Annotated in this window: 13 protein-coding genes; 10 read left to right on the top strand and 3 right to left on the bottom strand. The window is 72.8% G+C overall.

Annotated features, from left to right (window positions below; genetic code table 11):
- Together ABZY12_RS15240 and ABZY12_RS15245 are read left to right on the top strand one after the other, a co-directional pair.
- A complete protein-coding gene (locus tag ABZY12_RS15240; RefSeq protein WP_356890264.1) occupies positions 1 to 1,041 on the top strand; it encodes a TIGR04222 domain-containing membrane protein in 1,041 nt (346 codons plus the stop codon).
- A 145-nt stretch (positions 1,042 to 1,186) separates the two neighbouring features.
- Positions 1,187 to 2,869: an alpha/beta hydrolase gene (locus tag ABZY12_RS15245; protein WP_356890266.1), complete on the top strand. Its 1,683-nt coding sequence runs from the start codon at positions 1,187 to 1,189 to the stop codon at positions 2,867 to 2,869.
- A gap of 30 nt (positions 2,870 to 2,899) precedes the next feature.
- Here ABZY12_RS15245 and hemQ read toward each other — a convergent pair whose 3' ends face one another.
- Both hemQ and hemG read right to left on the bottom strand, forming a co-directional pair.
- Complete coding sequence (gene hemQ, locus ABZY12_RS15250) at positions 2,900 to 3,613, bottom strand: hydrogen peroxide-dependent heme synthase (protein ID WP_356890268.1); 714 nt, start codon at positions 3,611 to 3,613, stop codon at positions 2,900 to 2,902.
- A 17-nt stretch (positions 3,614 to 3,630) separates the two neighbouring features.
- A complete protein-coding gene (gene hemG / locus ABZY12_RS15255) occupies positions 3,631 to 5,241 on the bottom strand; it encodes a protoporphyrinogen oxidase (RefSeq protein ID WP_356890270.1) in 1,611 nt (536 codons plus the stop codon).
- Positions 5,242 to 5,379: 138 nt separating this feature from the next.
- Between hemG and ABZY12_RS15260 the strand changes: the two genes are divergently transcribed.
- The 3 genes from ABZY12_RS15260 (at position 5,380) to ABZY12_RS15270 (ending at position 8,456) form a co-directional block, all read left to right on the top strand.
- Positions 5,380 to 6,390: a DUF4349 domain-containing protein gene (locus tag ABZY12_RS15260; RefSeq protein ID WP_356890272.1), complete on the top strand. Its 1,011-nt coding sequence runs from the start codon at positions 5,380 to 5,382 to the stop codon at positions 6,388 to 6,390.
- Positions 6,391 to 6,417: 27 nt separating this feature from the next.
- On the top strand, positions 6,418 to 7,791 hold the full coding sequence (locus ABZY12_RS15265) for an FAD-dependent oxidoreductase (RefSeq protein WP_356890274.1): 1,374 nt from the start codon (positions 6,418 to 6,420) through the stop codon (positions 7,789 to 7,791).
- Between the two features lie 266 nt (positions 7,792 to 8,057).
- A complete protein-coding gene (locus tag ABZY12_RS15270; RefSeq protein WP_356890276.1) occupies positions 8,058 to 8,456 on the top strand; it encodes a hypothetical protein in 399 nt (132 codons plus the stop codon).
- 61 nt (positions 8,457 to 8,517) lie between these two features.
- Here ABZY12_RS15270 and hemE read toward each other — a convergent pair whose 3' ends face one another.
- On the bottom strand, positions 8,518 to 9,594 hold the full coding sequence (hemE, locus tag ABZY12_RS15275; protein ID WP_356890278.1) for a uroporphyrinogen decarboxylase: 1,077 nt from the start codon (positions 9,592 to 9,594) through the stop codon (positions 8,518 to 8,520).
- A gap of 91 nt (positions 9,595 to 9,685) precedes the next feature.
- On the opposite strand from hemE, the gene ABZY12_RS15280 reads away from it, so the two are divergent.
- The 5 genes from ABZY12_RS15280 (at position 9,686) to ABZY12_RS15300 (ending at position 16,233) form a co-directional block, all read left to right on the top strand.
- Positions 9,686 to 10,390, top strand: coding sequence for a DUF3000 domain-containing protein (locus ABZY12_RS15280; RefSeq protein ID WP_356890280.1), 705 nt, complete (start codon positions 9,686 to 9,688; stop codon positions 10,388 to 10,390).
- 246 nt (positions 10,391 to 10,636) lie between these two features.
- The gene (locus ABZY12_RS15285) at positions 10,637 to 11,302 is read left to right on the top strand and encodes a response regulator transcription factor (protein ID WP_015037008.1); all 666 of its coding nucleotides are present in this window, start codon (positions 10,637 to 10,639) and stop codon (positions 11,300 to 11,302) included.
- Between the two features lie 95 nt (positions 11,303 to 11,397).
- The gene (locus ABZY12_RS15290) at positions 11,398 to 12,681 is read left to right on the top strand and encodes a ribonuclease D (RefSeq protein WP_356890281.1); all 1,284 of its coding nucleotides are present in this window, start codon (positions 11,398 to 11,400) and stop codon (positions 12,679 to 12,681) included.
- 199 nt (positions 12,682 to 12,880) lie between these two features.
- A complete protein-coding gene (locus ABZY12_RS15295; RefSeq protein ID WP_356890282.1) occupies positions 12,881 to 14,107 on the top strand; it encodes an acetyl-CoA C-acyltransferase in 1,227 nt (408 codons plus the stop codon).
- On the top strand, positions 14,104 to 16,233 hold the full coding sequence (locus tag ABZY12_RS15300) for a 3-hydroxyacyl-CoA dehydrogenase NAD-binding domain-containing protein (protein WP_356890283.1): 2,130 nt from the start codon (positions 14,104 to 14,106) through the stop codon (positions 16,231 to 16,233). The genes ABZY12_RS15295 and ABZY12_RS15300 overlap by 4 nt, the downstream gene beginning before the upstream one ends.
- The last annotated feature ends 32 nt before the right edge of the window (positions 16,234 to 16,265 follow it).

Consider the following 16,265-nt stretch of genomic DNA (forward strand, 5'->3'; position numbering starts at 1 on the left):
ATGAACGCACTCGCCGTACCGTTCTACCTGGCCGCTGCCGCCGCCGTGGTCCTCCTGATCGTCAAGGCATCCCGCACGCGCGCCCGCACCGGCCCCGGCGTCCCGCTCGTCGACCGCCACGAGGCGGCCTTCCTCAACGGAGGTCCGGCCAGGGTCGTCGACGCCGCCCTCACCGCGCTCCGGATGGACGGCCGGATCGCGATCGGTGGACCGGGCATCGTCTCCGTTCTGCGCCCCACCGCCCACGACCACGTCGAGCGCGCCGTCCTCCAGGAGCACGCGGCCGCGCCGCACGGCGCCCTGCACCACCTGCGCCTGGTCGCGATGCGGCACCCGGCCGTCCAGGAGATCGGCGACGGCCTGGCGGCGCGCGGGCTGATCGTGCCGCCCGCCGTGCGCCGTTCCGCGGTCCGCTGGAGCGCCGCCGTGGGCATCAGCTGCCTCGCGCTGCTGCCCGTCTCGATCGTCCTCACCATGGTCCAGCTCACGAACGTGGAGGGCCACGACTTCCCGGTCCCGTTCATCCTCACGGTGCTGCCCGCCGTGCTCGGCGCGGGGATCACGGCCGTGGTCTGTGGTTCGATCGCCTCCGCCCGGGTCACCCCGGCGGGCCGCCGCGCCGTCGCCTCGTACGGGCGGTCGTACGGTCATCTCGCCGACGCCGGTCATCTGGTGGCCCTTCACGGGCTGCGCGCCGTGCCGGACCCGGTGTTGCGGGAGCAGCTGCTGACGGCGGCACGGATCCACGGCCCCCGGGCGCGGAGCCGCAGCGGAACCCACACCCACGGCTCCGACTCCGCGGCTCTGGTCACGGTGTGGTGCGCGGCCAGTGCCGGTGGCGAGAGCGGCGGCGGAGGCTGCGGTGCGGGCGGCGGCGGGGGCGGCTGCTCCGGTGGATCCTGCTCCGGCGGAGGCGGAGGCGGTGGCTCCAGCTGCGGTGGCTCCAGCTGCGGCGGCTCCAGTGGCGGCTCCAGCTCCAGCGGGAGCTCCTGTTCCAGCAGCAGTGGTTCGAGCTGCGGCGGATCGAGTTCCAGCGGCTGAACCGCCACACCGGCGCCCGGACCGCGCGGGGGGCGCGTCGGGGGGCATTTGCCCCCGACACCACCCATCGGTCCTTTACTTCCCGTCTCCGCCCGCGAACGATCCCTTCGTCCCCACTTGCCTGCGCGTACGAAGGGTAGGGCCGATGAGATCGCTCGCACTGTACGGAGCCCTCGGTTCGCTGGTCCTCACCTCCCTGGCCGTCGCGCCCGCCGGGGCCCTGGACACTCCGCCCGCCGAGACCGTGGGGACCCTGACGGCGGCCCGCCGGGCGGCCGCCGAGGGCATCCGTTTCGGCGCGTGCCCGGCGGCCGAGAAGCTGCCCGCGTCCGTCCGGTGCGGCACGGTCCGGGTCCCGCTCGACTACGCCGACCCGGACGGCACCCGGATCGGGCTCACCGTCAGCCGGATCGAGGCCTCGGGCCCGGCCGCCGGCCGCCAGGGCGCTCTCGTCTTCAACCCCGGCGGCCCCGGGGCCTCCTCGACGTACTTCCCGCTGGTCGCGAAGCTGCCCGCGTGGAAGCGGATCTCCGCCGCGTACGACCTGGTCGGCTACGCGCCGCGCGGCGTCACGGGCAGCTCCGCCCCGGTGTCCTGCCAGGATCCCGCCGACCGCGCCATGGGCCCCACCCCGGCGCCCACCGAGCCGTCCGAGGTCTTCAAGCAGGAGCGGATCGCCCGCGCGAAGACCTACGCCCAGGGCTGTGCGACCCGCACCGGCGCGGGGCTGCGGCACTACCACTCGCTCAACAACGCCCGCGATCTTGAGGTGCTGCGCGCGGCGCTCGGCGAGCCGAAACTGACGTACATGGGCGCTTCCTACGGCACCTACTTCGGCGCGCTGTACGCGACGCTCTTCCCGCAGCGGGTGCGCCGGATGGTCTTCGACGCGCCGGTCCATCCCGATCCTCGGCAGATCTGGTACGTCAACAACCTCGACCAGTCGCTCGCCTTCGAGCGCCGCTGGGCCGACTTCCGCACCTGGGTCGCCAAGCACGACAAGGTGTACGGCCTGGGCACGACGGCGGACGAGGTGAAGCGGAGCTACGAGAAGGTGCGCGCCGAACTCGCGGCGCGGCCGGCGGGCGGGAAGGTGGGTCCGGGTCAGCTGCACGCGGCGATGCTCCGGGCCGGGTACGACGACGTCTTCTGGGCGCCGAGGGCCACCGCGCTCTCGCGGTACCTCAAGGGCGATCCGAAGCCGCTGATCGAACAGGCCGCCCCGGTACGGGAGCCGTCGGGACAGGGTGGCGGGGACCCGGGCAACGGGACCGCCGTCTACACGGCGGTGGAGTGCAACGACGCCCCCTGGCCGGAGGACTTCGCCGTCTGGGACCGGGACAACACCCGGCTCGCGAAGCTGGCCCCGTTCGAGACGTGGGACAACGTCTGGACGAATCTGCCCTGCGCCTACTGGAAGACGCCGCGGCAGAAGCCGCTGGACGTGCGGACCGGGGCGGGGGTGCTTCCGCCGGTGCTCATCCTGGCCGCCGAGCGGGACGCGGCCACGCCGTACGAGGGGGCGCGGGAACTGCAGCGCAGGCTGTGGGGATCGGCCCTGGTGACCGAGCGGGACGCCGGTACGCACGGCATCGCCGGCGGGCCGAACGCCTGCGTGAACGGCCATCTGGAGAGGTATCTGCTCACCGGGGCCGTGCCGGGAAAGACGCCGGTGCGGCGCGCGTCGTGCGCGCCGCACCCGGAGCCGGACCCGGTGTCGCTGGAGCGGCGGGCGGAGTTCCGCGCACCGTCTGATCTTCCGGGTCGAGGGGTGACGGCCCGGCTGGGCGCCGGGATGTCACCAGGTCGTCAGGGGCTGTCCGGCTGATCGGGGCCGGACAGGCCCTGGGCCGGGCCGTCAGGCCAGGCCGGCCACCAGCTCGGCGACGCTCTTGCGCCGGCCGGTGTAGAACGGGACCTCCTCGCGGACGTGCATCCGCGCCTCGGAGCCGCGCAGGTGACGCATCAGGTCGACGATCCGGTACAGCTCGTCGGCCTCGAAGGCCAGCAGCCATTCGTAGTCGCCGAGCGAGAACGAGGCCACCGTGTTGGCGCGGACGTCGGGGAAGCCACGGGCCATCTTGCCGTGGTCCGCGAGCATCCGGCGGCGGTCCTCGTCCGGCAGCAGGTACCAGTCGTAGGAGCGCACGAAGGGGTAGACGCTCACATAGTCGCGGGGCGTCTCGTCGGCCAGGAAGGCCGGGATGTGCGACTTGTTGAACTCGGCGGGGCGGTGCAGCGCCATGTTCGACCAGACCGGCTCCAGGGTGCGGCCCAGCTTGGTGCGGCGGAAGAGGTTGTACGCCTCCTGGAGCTCGTCGCTCGTCTCGGCGTGCCACCAGATCATCACGTCCGCGTCGGCGCGCAGACCGGAGAGGTCGTACGTGCCGCGGACGGTGATGTCCTTGGCGGCGAGCTGGTCGAAGAGCTCCTGGACCTCGTCCGCGTAACCGGCGCGGTTCTCGGGCAGGACGTCGCGCAACTTGAACACGGACCACAGGGTGTAGCGGATGACCTCGTTGAGGTCCTTCGCCTTCTTACCGGCGTTCGGGATCTTTTCGGGCGCACTCATACGCCTATTCTCGCCCGTCACGGACAGTGCCCCGCACCAGGGTCCGCCGTTTCCGGCGTGGCGATGATCTCGTCGGCGATCTCCGCGGCGATCTCGTCGGCGGCGCGGTGGGCGGAAGCGATGCAGGCGGGGACGCCGACACCGTCGTAGGCGGCTCCGGCGAGGCGCAGTCCGGGCAGGCCGGTGACGGCCTCGCGGACGCGGGCGACGCGGGCGAGATGGCCGACGGGGTACTGGGGCAGGCCGCCGATCCAGCGGGTGACGGTGGTGGCGACGGGCCGGGCGGCGAGGCCGGTGGCGGCGCCGAGGTCCTTCGTCGACGCAGCGACGAGGTCGGTGTCGTCGCGGTGGACCTGCTCCTCCTCTCCGTACCGGCCGACGGAGGTGCGCAGCACGAAGAGGTCGGGAGCGGCGTCCGTGACCCACTGCCACTTCTGGCTGGAGAAGGTGGAGGCCTTGATGGTGTGTCCGTCGACGGGCGGCACCAGGAACCCGGAGCCGGGCAGGCCCTGGACGTCGGAGCGCCGGAAGGCGAGGGTGACCAGGGCCATCGAGGCGTACTCGACGGTGTCGAGCTCCGCGGCGGCGGCCGGCGCCTCCGCGGCGAGCAGCGCGGCGGTGGCCCGGGCCGGGGTGGCGAGGACGACGCCGTCGGCGAGGAGGACGCGGCCGCCCGCGACGATCCGCCACCGAGTGCCCCGGGCGTCGGTGGCGGCGGACAGCTGTGCGGTGGCGGAGGCGGAGGCCACGGCGGCGCCGGCCACGGCTGCGGCGGACAGGCCCGCGGCGGCGGTGGAGACGTCGTACGCTCCGCCCTCCCCCGCCGGGACGCGGCGCAGCTCCGTCACCGGGGCGTGGGTCAGGATCTCGCCGCCCGCGGCGCGGATCGCGTCGGCCACCGCGCCGGGCAGGGTGCCGATGCCACCCCGGATGCCCATGAACGCGGAGCCGCCGAGACCCGTTCCCGCGCCGGCCGCGTCGGAGGGGGTGGCGGCGCCCGCCCGCTGGACGGCCCGGACGGCGGCGGTGAGGGTGGGGTGGACGCGGGCGGCGTCGAAGAGCTTGGGGACGGCGGCCCGCATCGAGATGCGGTAGGCGTCACCGGCGTAGACGCCGCCGAGGAGCGGCTCGACCAGCCGGTCGACGACCTCGCGGCCCATCCGCTCGGCGACGTACGCGCCGATGGCGATGTCGTCGCCGATCTCGGTCGGCGGCAGGTCGCGGTCCTGTCCGACCCGCCGCACACCCTCGTCGGACAGCAGTCCGCCGACCGCTTCGCCGTCCGCCGGAACACCCATCACATGGCCTTTGGGCATGGGGATCAGCTCACCCCGGGACCAGACGGACGCGGTGGTGGTGGCCGGTGCCTGGAGCCGGTCCTCGAGGCCGACGGCTCCCGCGAGGGCGACCGCCTCGGGGCGGCGGGCGAGCAGCGACTCGGCGCCGAGGTCGACGGGGGCGCCGGCGATCTCCCCGGCGAGCAGCTTGCCTCCGAGCCGGTCGCCGGCTTCGAGGAGGGTGACCCGCAGGCCGGCCGTGACCAGCCGGTGGGCGGCGGCGAGTCCGGCGATGCCGCCCCCCACGACGACGACGTGCCCCAGCGACCTGCCCGTGGTGTCCGCGTTCATGGGTCCACTCTCTCAAATCGGTCGCGCGACCCGTTCCGAGGCCGGAACGTGACCGCTTCGCTATCGAGCGAGGGCAACCCGCGCCCCGTCCGGCACGTCGAACCGGCAACACTCGTCACCACCTCCGGGGGGACCCACATGCGTGGAGCACGAAGAGCGGCCGTGGCGCTGCTGACGGCTTCGTTGGCACTGGCCGGCTGCGGAGCGTCGGACGACGCCGGCGCCGAGAAGAGCCTGAGCGACGCCAAGGCGGCTCCGGGGGCCGAGGGGGCCGCCGACCGGGGCTACACGTCCGGGAAGGGGCAGGACCAGGCCCAGAGCCAGGGCCAGGGGTCGGACGCCAAGAAGCCCGCCGCCGTGCCCCGGCAGCACGTCGTCCGCACCGCCGAGCTGTCCGTGGAGGTCGGGGACGCGGCCGAGGCGCTGGCGACGGCCCGGCGCGTCACCGAGGCCGCGGGCGGCCATGTCTCCAACGAGTCGACCGAGCGGGTCGACGACACGCACGTGGCCTCGCGGGTCGTCCTGCGGGTGCCGCAGGAGCGGTACGAGTCGGTCCTGCGCGAGCTCGCGGGCACCGGGAGGCTGCTCTCCCGCACGGCGGACGCGAAGGACGTCACCGAGCAGGTGGTCGACGTGGAGAGCCGGATCGCCACCCAGCGGGCCAGCGTGGAGCGGGTGCGCAAGCTGATGGACCGGGCGACCGGGCTGAGCGACGTGGTCACCCTGGAGGGGGAGCTGAGCCGTCGTCAGGCCGATCTGGAGTCGCTGCTGGCCCAGCAGGCCTCGCTGAAGGACCGTACGACACTGGCGACGATCACCCTCGAACTCACCGAGAAGGAGACGGATCGAGCGGAGCGGGACGACGACCGTCCGGGGTTCCTCGAGGCGCTCTCCGGCGGCTGGAGCGCGTTGGTGACGGCGCTGGCCTGGGTGGGCGTCGTGCTGGCGGCGCTGGCGCCGTGGCTGGCGCTGGCCGTGGCCGTGTACGCGGTGTGGCGGTGGCTCGTCAGGCCGCGCCTGCCCCGCCGTGCCCCCCGGGGGCCCTGGCCGCCGCGGGCGGCCCGGCAGCACCCGCCGACCGGGACGACGGCGGCTCCCGCGCCCGGAGCTGACGCGCCCTCGGCTTCCTCGGCGCAGCGGGAGGACTGAACGACCGTCCCGACGTAGCGTGTTCGTATGAGCGAACGACTGGTGGTCATCGGTGGCGACGCGGCGGGCATGTCCGCCGCGTCGCAGGCACGCAGGCTGCGCGAGCCCGGGGAGCTGGAGATCGTCGCCTTCGAGCGCGGTCATTTCGCCTCGTTCTCGGCCTGCGGCATCCCGTACTGGGTCGGCGGCGACGTCGACGAGCGCGACGAACTGATCGCGCGCACCCCCGAGGAGCACCGGGCACGGGACATCGATCTGCGGATGCGGACCGAGGTGACCGAACTGGACGTGCCCGGGCAGCGCGTGCGCACCCGGGACCTGGAGTCGGGCGCCGAGGCGTGGACGGGCTTCGACAAGCTGGTGATCGCGACCGGCGCCCGTCCCGTGCGGCCGTCGCTGCCGGGGATCGACGCCCCTGGCGTGCACGGGGTGCAGACCCTGGACGACGGGCAGGCGCTGCTCGACTCGCTGGAGCGCGCGAAGGGCCGGCGGGCGGTGGTCGTGGGGGCGGGCTACATCGGCGTGGAGATGGCCGAGGCGCTGCTGAAACGGGGCTACGAGGTGACCGTCCTGAACCGGGGCGAGCAGCCGATGTCGACCCTGGATCCGGACATGGGCCGGCTGGTGCACGAGGCGATGGACGGCCTGGGCATCACGACGGTCGGCTCGTCGGCCGTCACCAAGATCCTTACGGGTGAGGACGGCCGGGTCCGCGCGGTGGCGACGGAGGAGGCCGAGTATCCGGCGGACGTGGTGGTCCTCGGCATGGGCGTGGAGCCGGAGACGGCTCTCGCCCGGGCGGCCGGGCTGCCGCTGGGGTCGTACGGCGGACTGCTCACCGATCTCGCGATGCGGGTGCGGGGCCACGAGAACATTTGGGCGGGCGGCGACTGCGTCGAGGTCCTCGACCTGGTGTCGGGCCGCGAGCGCCACATCGCGCTGGGGACGCACGCCAACAAGCACGGTCAGGTCATCGGCTCGAACGTGGGCGGTGAGTACGCCACGTTCCCGGGCGTGGTCGGCACGGCGGTGTCGAAGGTGTGCGAGCTGGAGATCGCGCGGACGGGCCTGCGGGAGAAGGACGCCCGCGAGGTCGGGCTGAAGTACGTCACGGTGACGGTCGAGTCGACCAGCCGGGCGGGCTACTACCCGGGCGCGGCCCCGATGACGGTGAAGATGCTCGCCGAGCGCCGTACGGGCCGGCTGCTCGGGGTGCAGATCGTGGGCCGGGAGGGCGCGGGGAAGCGGGTGGACATCGCGGCCGTGGCACTGACGGCCGGGATGACGGTGGAGCGGATGACGGCCCTGGACCTCGGCTACGCCCCGCCCTTCTCCCCGGTGTGGGACCCGGTCCTGATCGCGGCGCGGAAGGCGCTGGCGGCCGTACGGGCGGCGGGGTAGTCCGCGTGGCGGAGCGGTCCGGGCCGCGGGTGGCCCGAGCGGCACAGTGACTCATGGTGACGGGTTGCGCCCTTTTGATCACCATGGGTGACTCGATCACACGATCAGACTCACTGTACGCACACTCTGCGCCGCCTCCCTCGTCATCGCCCCGGTCGCCTTCGGCACGCCCGCCCACGCCGCGACCGTGTGCACGGTCAACGGCCTTCCGCAGCCCGACGGAAACGACCGGGACGGCCGGCAACGACTACATCGCGTGCGCCTCGGTGGACTCCGGCGACACGGTCAGCGGCCTCGGCGGCGCCGACATGATCGTCCTGACGGGCCCTGTCGGCGGCACGGTCTCCGCCGGCGACGGCCGGGACTATGTGAACGTCACGGAGGACGGCACGGTCAGCGGCATCGTCGGCGCCGGTGCCGGCGGCGACCACGTCGAGGTGGAGGGAGGCGTCGCGCCCAGCGGGCAGGTCTACGGCGACGCGGGCGACGACTACCTGCGCCTCCTCGCGAACGGCGGCGTCGTCGAAGCCGGCACCGACAACCCGCGCGTCCTCGCGAAGGGAGGCGTCGTCGACGCCGGCGCCGGTTCCGACGTCTGCCGCGTCGTCGGCAGCCCGCCCTCCAACTGCGAGTTCGGCAGCCCGCCCTCCAACTGCGAGTACTGAGCCACCGCGCCGCCGCTTCCCGCCCGAGGGGGCGGTGGGCGGCGGCGCGCCGGTTCCCGGCTCAGCCGGCCGTGCGCGTGTGGACGTACTCCACCAGACGCGTCAGCGCGTCCGGGTCCGTCGTCGGCAGCACGCCGTGGCCCAGGTTGAAGACATGCCCGTCCAGGCCCTTCGCGGCGGCCAGGACCTCGTCCGTCTTGGCCTCCACGGCCTCCCGTGACGAGAACAGCACGGCCGGGTCGAGGTTGCCCTGGAGCGCCTTGCCCGGGCCGACACGGCGGGCGGCCTCGTCCAGCGGGACGCGCCAGTCGACGCCGACGACGTCCGCGCCCGCCTCGCCCATGAGGCCGAGGAGCTCCCCCGTACCCACGCCGAAGTGGATGCGCGGCACACCGTAGGACGCGACCGAGTCGAAGACCTTCGTCGAGGCCGGCATCACCGAACGGCGGTAGTCGGCGGGGGCCAGCGCGCCCACCCAGGAGTCGAAGAGCTGGACGGCGGAGACGCCGGCCTCGATCTGGACCTTGAGGAAGGCCGAGGTGATGTCGGCGAGACGGTCGAGCAGCTCGGCCCAGAGCTCGGGGTCGCCGTACATCAGCGCCTTGGTGTGCTCGTGGTTGCGGGACGGACCGCCCTCCACGAGGTAGCTCGCGAGGGTGAAAGGCGCGCCCGCGAAGCCGATGAGCGGGGTGGCGCCTAGCTCGCCGGTGAGCATGCCGATGGCCTCGGTGACGTACGAGACGTCCTCGGGGGTCAGGTCGCGCAGCCGGGCCAGATCGGCGCGGGTGCGGATCGGTTCGGCGACGACCGGACCGACGCCGGGCTTGATGTCGAGGTCGACGCCGATGGCCTTGAGCGGGACGACGATGTCGCTGAAGAAGATCGCCGCGTCCACCTTGTGACGGCGTACGGGCTGCAGCGTGATCTCGGTGACCAGCTCGGGCCGCATGCAGGACTCGAGCATCGGGATGCCCTCGCGGACCTTCAGGTACTCGGGCAGCGAGCGCCCGGCCTGCCGCATGAACCAGACGGGCGTGTGGGGCACGGGCTCGCGCCGGCACGCCTTCAGGAACGGAGAGTCGTACGTCTGCGGCTGCTGCTTCGTCTGCTGGCCCGAGGGGGCGTCGTTGGCACTCACGCCCAGAATCTTCGCATGTGCGCGGAAGCCGCTCGCCCGGGCCGGGTGTCCCTCCCTGCGCGAGGGCCCCGTTCCGCCTACTCTTCCCCGCATGGCTGCGGCTCAGGGACATTTTTCCGATCATTCCGACGGCGACGAAGGGGCGGGCGAGACGGCGGGCACCACCTCGGCCGGCACGGAGGCGAACCCGGTGCCGCCCGCGTTCCGGCGGGCGGTCGAGGCTCTGCGTTCGGCCCGGCCGCGGCCGGAGATCGAGATCGATCCGACCCGGCCGCCGCAGCGGCTCGCCCCGTACGCGTACGCGCTGGAGGCGGCCGTCGTCGAGGGTGAGGAGGACCTGGCCGACGGCCGGCTCGTCCTGCTCCACGACCCGGCCGGGCACGACGCCTGGAAGGGCGTGTTCCGGCTGGTGACGCTGGTACGGGCGGAACTGGAGCCCGAGATGGCCGCGGACCCTCTCCTTCCGGAGGTCTGCTGGTCCTGGCTGACCGGCGCCCTGGAGGCGCGCGGCCTGCCGTACGGGGAGGCGAGCGGCACCGTCACGATGGCGGGCTCCCACTACTTCGGAGGGCTCGCGGACCGCCGTCCGGCGACCCAGATCGAGATCCGGGCGTCCTGGACGCCGCGAGAGGGGCTCGCCGGGGTCCCGGACACCGGGGGACATCTGGCGGCGTGGTGCGATCTGCTCTGTCAGATCGCGGGGCTGCCTCCGTCGTCACCCGATCCGGGGGCGGGCACCACGTCGGGCGCGGGGGTCGTCTCGCTGCCCCAGCGCCGGGGACCGCAGCAGCCCTAGGGGGTGTCCGAAGCCGACCCTCCGGACACCTGGAACGGGATTGCCGCGGGTCACTCGGACGGAGGATCACTCGTAGGATGATCGATCACGCGTCCGAATTGCCCGAATTGTTACTCAGCAAATCGTGATCTTTCCCTAAAGGCGGGCGCCTCAGCTGCCGAAGAGGTCAATGACCCCTTCACCGCTCGGGTCGCCCCCGGCTTCTTCCCCGAGCCGGCTCCGTCCCGCATCTCCCCAGGAGGCCGTGTGTCCGTTCTCCTCGAGCAGCCCGCAAGCCTGGTCGCCTACCGCCCCAACAAGCCGACCGCCATGGTCGTCGTGGCCGACCCGCGCGTCCGCTCCACCGTCACCCGCCACCTGTGGGCCCTTGGAGTACGAGACGTCATCGAGGCGTCGTCCATCGCGGAGGCCCGCCCCCGCGTGGGCAACCCCCGCGACATCTGCGTGGCCGACGTCCACCTCCCCGACGGCAGCGGGCTGACGCTCCTGTCCGAGACCCGCGCCGCGGGCTGGCCCAACGGCCTCGCCCTCTCCGCGGCCGACGACATCGGCGCCGTACGCAACGCCCTGGCCGGCGGCGTCAAGGGCTATGTCGTCACCGGTACGCGTACGAACATCGGGCATCCCACCCGCCCCGGCGCCGCCCCCATCGGCGCCGCGGCCGCCCGCCTCGGCCACCGCCGCCCCCCGGGTGCCCCGAGCCACCCGGGCGGCTACCGCGAGCTCTCCGGCCGCGAGGTCGAGGTGCTCCGGCTGGTCGCCGAAGGCCAGTCGAACAAGGCCATCGGCGTCTCGATGGGCCTGTCCGCGCTGACCGTGAAGAGCCACCTCGCCCGGATCGCCCGCAAGCTGGGCACCGGCGACCGCGCCGGCATGGTCGCGGTGGCCCTGCGCACCGGCATCATCCACTGAACGGGACCGCTCCCCGAGCGGTCGACGCGAGATCGGCGCCTGTCGACGGAACGTTCCGTCGACAGGCGCTTGCCGTTCGCAGATACCCTTGACAGGTGACCGACGCCCAAGAGACCGCAGCAGACACAGCACTGCGAACCACCGGGGGCGCCCCTCCGGACGACGACGTCCCTGCGAACGGGCTGCCGATCCCCTTGCTGGAGCCCCGCGAGGGCATTCCGCCCGTGGTGGCGACCGACGAGGCCCTGGCCGACGTGATCGCGGCCTTCGCCGCCGGTCGCGGCCCGGTCGCCGTGGACGCCGAGCGCGCCTCCGGCTACCGCTACGGCCAGCGCGCCTACCTCGTCCAGCTGCGCCGCGAGGGCGCGGGCAGCGCGCTCATCGACCCGGTGGGCTGCCCCGACCTCTCCGGCCTCGGCGAGGCGCTCGCCGGGACCGAGTGGATCCTGCACGCCGCCACCCAGGACCTGCCCTGCCTGCGCGACATAGGCATGGTGCCGACGCGTCTCTTCGACACCGAGCTGGCCGGCCGGCTCGCGGGCTTCCCCCGGGTCGGACTCGGGGCGATGGTCGAGTCCGTCCTCGGCTACGCCCTGGAGAAGGGCCACTCCGCGGTGGACTGGTCCACCCGCCCGCTGCCCGAGCCCTGGCTCCGGTACGCCGCGCTGGACGTCGAGCTGCTCGTCGACCTGCGTGACGCACTGGAGAAGGAGCTCGACCGGCAGGGCAAGCTGGAATGGGCCCTGCAGGAGTTCGACGCGATCGCCTCGGCCCCGCCCGCCCCGCCGCGCCAGGACCCGTGGCGGCGCACGTCCGGCATGCACAAGGTGCGGCGCCGTCGCCAGATGGCGGTGGTCCGCGAGCTGTGGACGGCCCGGGACCGGATCGCCCAGCGGCGGGACGTCTCGCCCGGCAAGGTGCTGAGCGACGCGGCGATCGTGGAGGCCGCGCTGGCGGTGCCGGTGAACGTCGCGGCCCTCACGGCGCTGCCGGGCTTCGGCCACCGCATGGGCCGCCGCCAGCTGGAGCAGTGGCAGGCCGCGGTGGACCGGGCGAAGGCTCTCCCGGACCAGGAGCTCCCGCAGCCCGGACAGCCGGTCGCCGGCCCGCCGCCGCCGCGCGCCTGGGCGGACAAGGACCCGGCCGCCGCCGCCCGCCTGTCGGCGGCCCGCGCGTCGGTCTCGGCCCTGGCGGAGGAGCTGAACCTCCCACAGGAGAACCTGATCACCCCGGACACGGTCCGCCGTCTCTGCTGGGAACCGCCGGCCCCGGCCACCTCCGACGCGGTCGCCGCCGCCCTGACCGGCTACGGCGCCCGCCCCTGGCAGGTGGAGCTGGTGACCCCGCTCCTGCTGACGGCACTGTCGGTGACCGCGTAGCCGTGCGCCGCCTCCGTGAAAGCCCCTGGCCCCTGCCGCCGGGGGCTTTCGCGTACCCGTCCCCGGATGTGACCTTCGCCGCTCCGGCCCCGGGGGCTGGGCAGCATGGTTACCCGCAAGTAGCATGGGGGAGCAAGCGCGCGCTTAGGCGTGCGCGGCAGCAGTGCAGTGCCATCCCGCACCCTGGAGGAGAGCCATCGTGCCTCGTACCGTCAGGGACGTCGTCTTCGTCGACGGCGTCCGCACCCCGTTCGGCAAGGCGGGCCCGAAGGGCATCTACCACGAGACCCGCGCCGACGATCTCGTCGTGAAGGCCATCCGGGAGCTGCTGCGCCGCAACCCCGGCCTCGACCCCGCGAAGATCGACGAGGTCGCCATCGCGGCGACCACGCAGATCGGTGACCAGGGTCTGACCCTCGGCCGCACCGCCGGCATCCTCGCCGGGCTGCCGCAGTCCGTCCCGGGCTACTCCATCGACCGCATGTGCGCCGGTGCGCTGACCGCCGTGACCAGCGTCGCCGGTTCGATCGCCTTCGGCGCGTACGACGCCGTCATCGCCGGTGGTGTCGAGCACATGGGCCGCCACCCCATGGGCGAGGGCGTCGACCCGAACCCGCGCTTCGTGAGCGAGAAGCTGGTCGACGAGTCCGCCCTGTTCATGGGCATGACCGCCGAGAACCTGCACGACCGCTACCCGAGCATCACCAAGCGGCGCGCCGACGAGTACGCCGTGCGCTCGCAGGAGAAGGCCGCCAAGGCGTACGCCGACGGCAAGATCCAGCAGGATCTGGTGCCGATCTCGGTCCGCCGCACCAACGCCGAGGCCGGCGAGACCGGCTGGGGCCTGGTCACCGCCGACGAGCCGATGCGCCCGGGCACCACCCTGGAGTCGCTGGCGAACCTGAAGACGCCGTTCCGCGTCCACGGCAACGTCACCGCCGGTAACGCGGCCGGTCTCAACGACGGCGCCACCGCCTCGATCATCGCCTCCGAGGACTTCGCCCGGGAGAACAACCTCCCGGTCAAGATGCGCCTCGTCTCGTACGCCTTCGCCGGCGTCGAGCCGGAGGTCATGGGCTACGGCCCGATCCCCGCGACCGAGAAGGCCCTCGCCAAGGCCGGTCTGTCCATCGCGGACATCGACCTCTTCGAGATCAACGAGGCCTTCGCCGTTCAGGTCCTCGCGTTCCTCGAGCACTACGGCATCGCCGACGACGACGCCCGCGTCAACCAGTACGGCGGCGCGATCGCCTACGGTCACCCGCTGGCCTCCTCCGGCGTGCGTCTGATGACGCAGCTGGCCCGCCAGTTCGAGGAGCAGCCGGAGGTCCGCTACGGCCTCACCACGATGTGCGTCGGCTTCGGCATGGGCGCCACCGTGATCTGGGAGAACCCGAACCACAAGGACGCCGGAGGCAGCAAGTGAGCACCACCGCAGAGCTTTTGAAGGGTGCGGCCGAGCTGTTCCCGGACGAGGTCGTCACCAGTGCCCACGTACGGCACTTCGAACTGCCCGCGGGCGCGGGTAAGTTCGCGCTGATCACGCTGGACAACGGCTTCGACCACACCAAGCCGACCACCTTCGGCCCGCAGTCGCTGGCGAACCTCAACACCGCCATCGACCAGGTCGAGGCCGAGGCCGCCAACGGCGAGATCGTCGGCGTCGGCCTCACCGGCAAGCCGTTCATCTTCGCCGTCGGCGCCGACCTCAAGGGCGTCGAGCTGCTGAAGCGGCACGAGGACGCGCTCGCCATCGGCAAGGGCGGCCACGACGTCTTCAAGCGTCTCTCGTCGCTCGCCGTGCCGACCTTCGCGTACTACAACGGCGCGGCGATGGGCGGCGGTGTCGAGGTCGGTCTGCACTGCACCTACCGCACCGTCTCCAAGGCCCTGCCGGCCTTCTCGCTGCCCGAGGTCTTCCTCGGTCTCGTCCCGGGCTGGGGCGGCTGCGCGATCCTGCCGAACCTGATCGGTGCCGACAAGGCCGTCTCGGTCATCATCGAGAACTCGCTGAACCAGAACCGTCAGCTCAAGGGCGCTCAGGTCTTCGAGCTCGGCATCGCCGACGCCATCTTCGAGGGCGCCGACTTCCTGGAGCAGTCGCTGATCTGGACGGCCTCCGTCCTCAACGGGACCGTCACGGTGGAGCGTCCCGAGATCGACCGCGGTGAGGGCTGGGACGCGGCCGTCGCCAAGGGCCGGTTCATCGCCGACTCCAAGGTGCACGGTGCGGCCCCGGCCGCGTACCGCGCCCTGGACATCATCGCGGCGGCCAAGGACGGCGACCTGCAGAAGGGCTTCGACGCCGAGGACCAGGCCCTCGCGGACCTGATCATGGGCGGCGAGCTGCGCTCCGGCATCTACGCCTTCAACCTGGTGCAGAAGCGGGCCAAGCGCCCGGCCGGTGCCCCGGACAAGTCCCTGGCCCGCCCGGTCACCAAGGTCGGTGTCGTCGGCGCCGGTCTGATGGCCTCGCAGCTGGCCCTGCTCTTCCTGCGCCGCCTCGAGGTGCCGGTCGTGCTGACCGACATCGACCAGGAGCGCGTCGACAAGGGTGTGGGCTACGTCCACGCCGAGATCGAGAAGCTGCTCGGCAAGGGCCGGATCAACCAGGACAAGGCCAACCGTCTCAAGGGCCTCGTCTCCGGTGTCCTGGACAAGGCCGCGGGCTTCGCGGACGCGGACTTCATCATCGAGGCCGTGTTCGAGGAGATGAGCGTCAAGCAGAAGGTGTTCGCGGAGGTCGAGGCGGTCGCCCCGGCGCACGCGATCCTCGCCACCAACACCTCCTCGCTCTCCGTCTCGGAGATGGCCTCCAAGCTCCAGCACCCGGAGCGCGTGGTCGGCTTCCACTTCTTCAACCCGGTCGCGATCCTCCCGCTCCTGGAGATCGTGCGCGGCGAGAAGACGGACGACGCCTCGCTCGCCACCGCCTTCGGCGTGGCGAAGAAGCTGAAGAAGACCGCGGTTCTCACCAAGGACGCCCCGGCGTTCGTCGTGAACCGCATCCTGACCCGCTTCATGGGCGAGATCCAGAACGTCATCGACGAGGGCACCCCGGTCGAGACGGCCGAGAAGGCCATCGAGCCGCTCGGCCTGCCGATGTCGCCGCTGGTCCTCCTGGAGCTCGTCGGCCCGGCCATCGGTCTGCACGTCTCCGAGACCCTGAACCGCGCCTTCCCGGAGCGCTTCAAGGTCTCCCCCAACCTGAAGGCGGTCGTCGAGGCCGGCAAGCGCGGCTTCTACGTCTACGACTCCGGCCGTCCGGAGCTGGACCCGGAGGTCGCCGCCCTCCTCAAGCAGGGCGATGTCGTCCTGACCGAGGAGCAGGTCCGCGACCGCGTCCTGGACGCGGTGGCGCAGGAGATCGGCCTGATGCTGGAGGAGGGTGTCGTCGCCGAGGCGCAGGACATCGACCTCTGCCTGATCACCGGCGCGGGCTGGCCCTTCCACCTGGGCGGCATCACGCCGTACCTCGACCGTGAGGGCGTCTCCGAGCGGGTGAACGGCAAGCGCTTCCTCGCCCAGGGCGTGGCGAGCGTCCCGGCATAACCCCGGCACGGCACGCGGATCCGGCGGCCCCG

The sequence above is a fragment of the Streptomyces sp. NPDC006551 genome (assembly GCF_040611675.1).
In the GTDB taxonomy this organism is placed as follows: Bacteria; Actinomycetota; Actinomycetes; order Streptomycetales; family Streptomycetaceae; genus Streptomyces.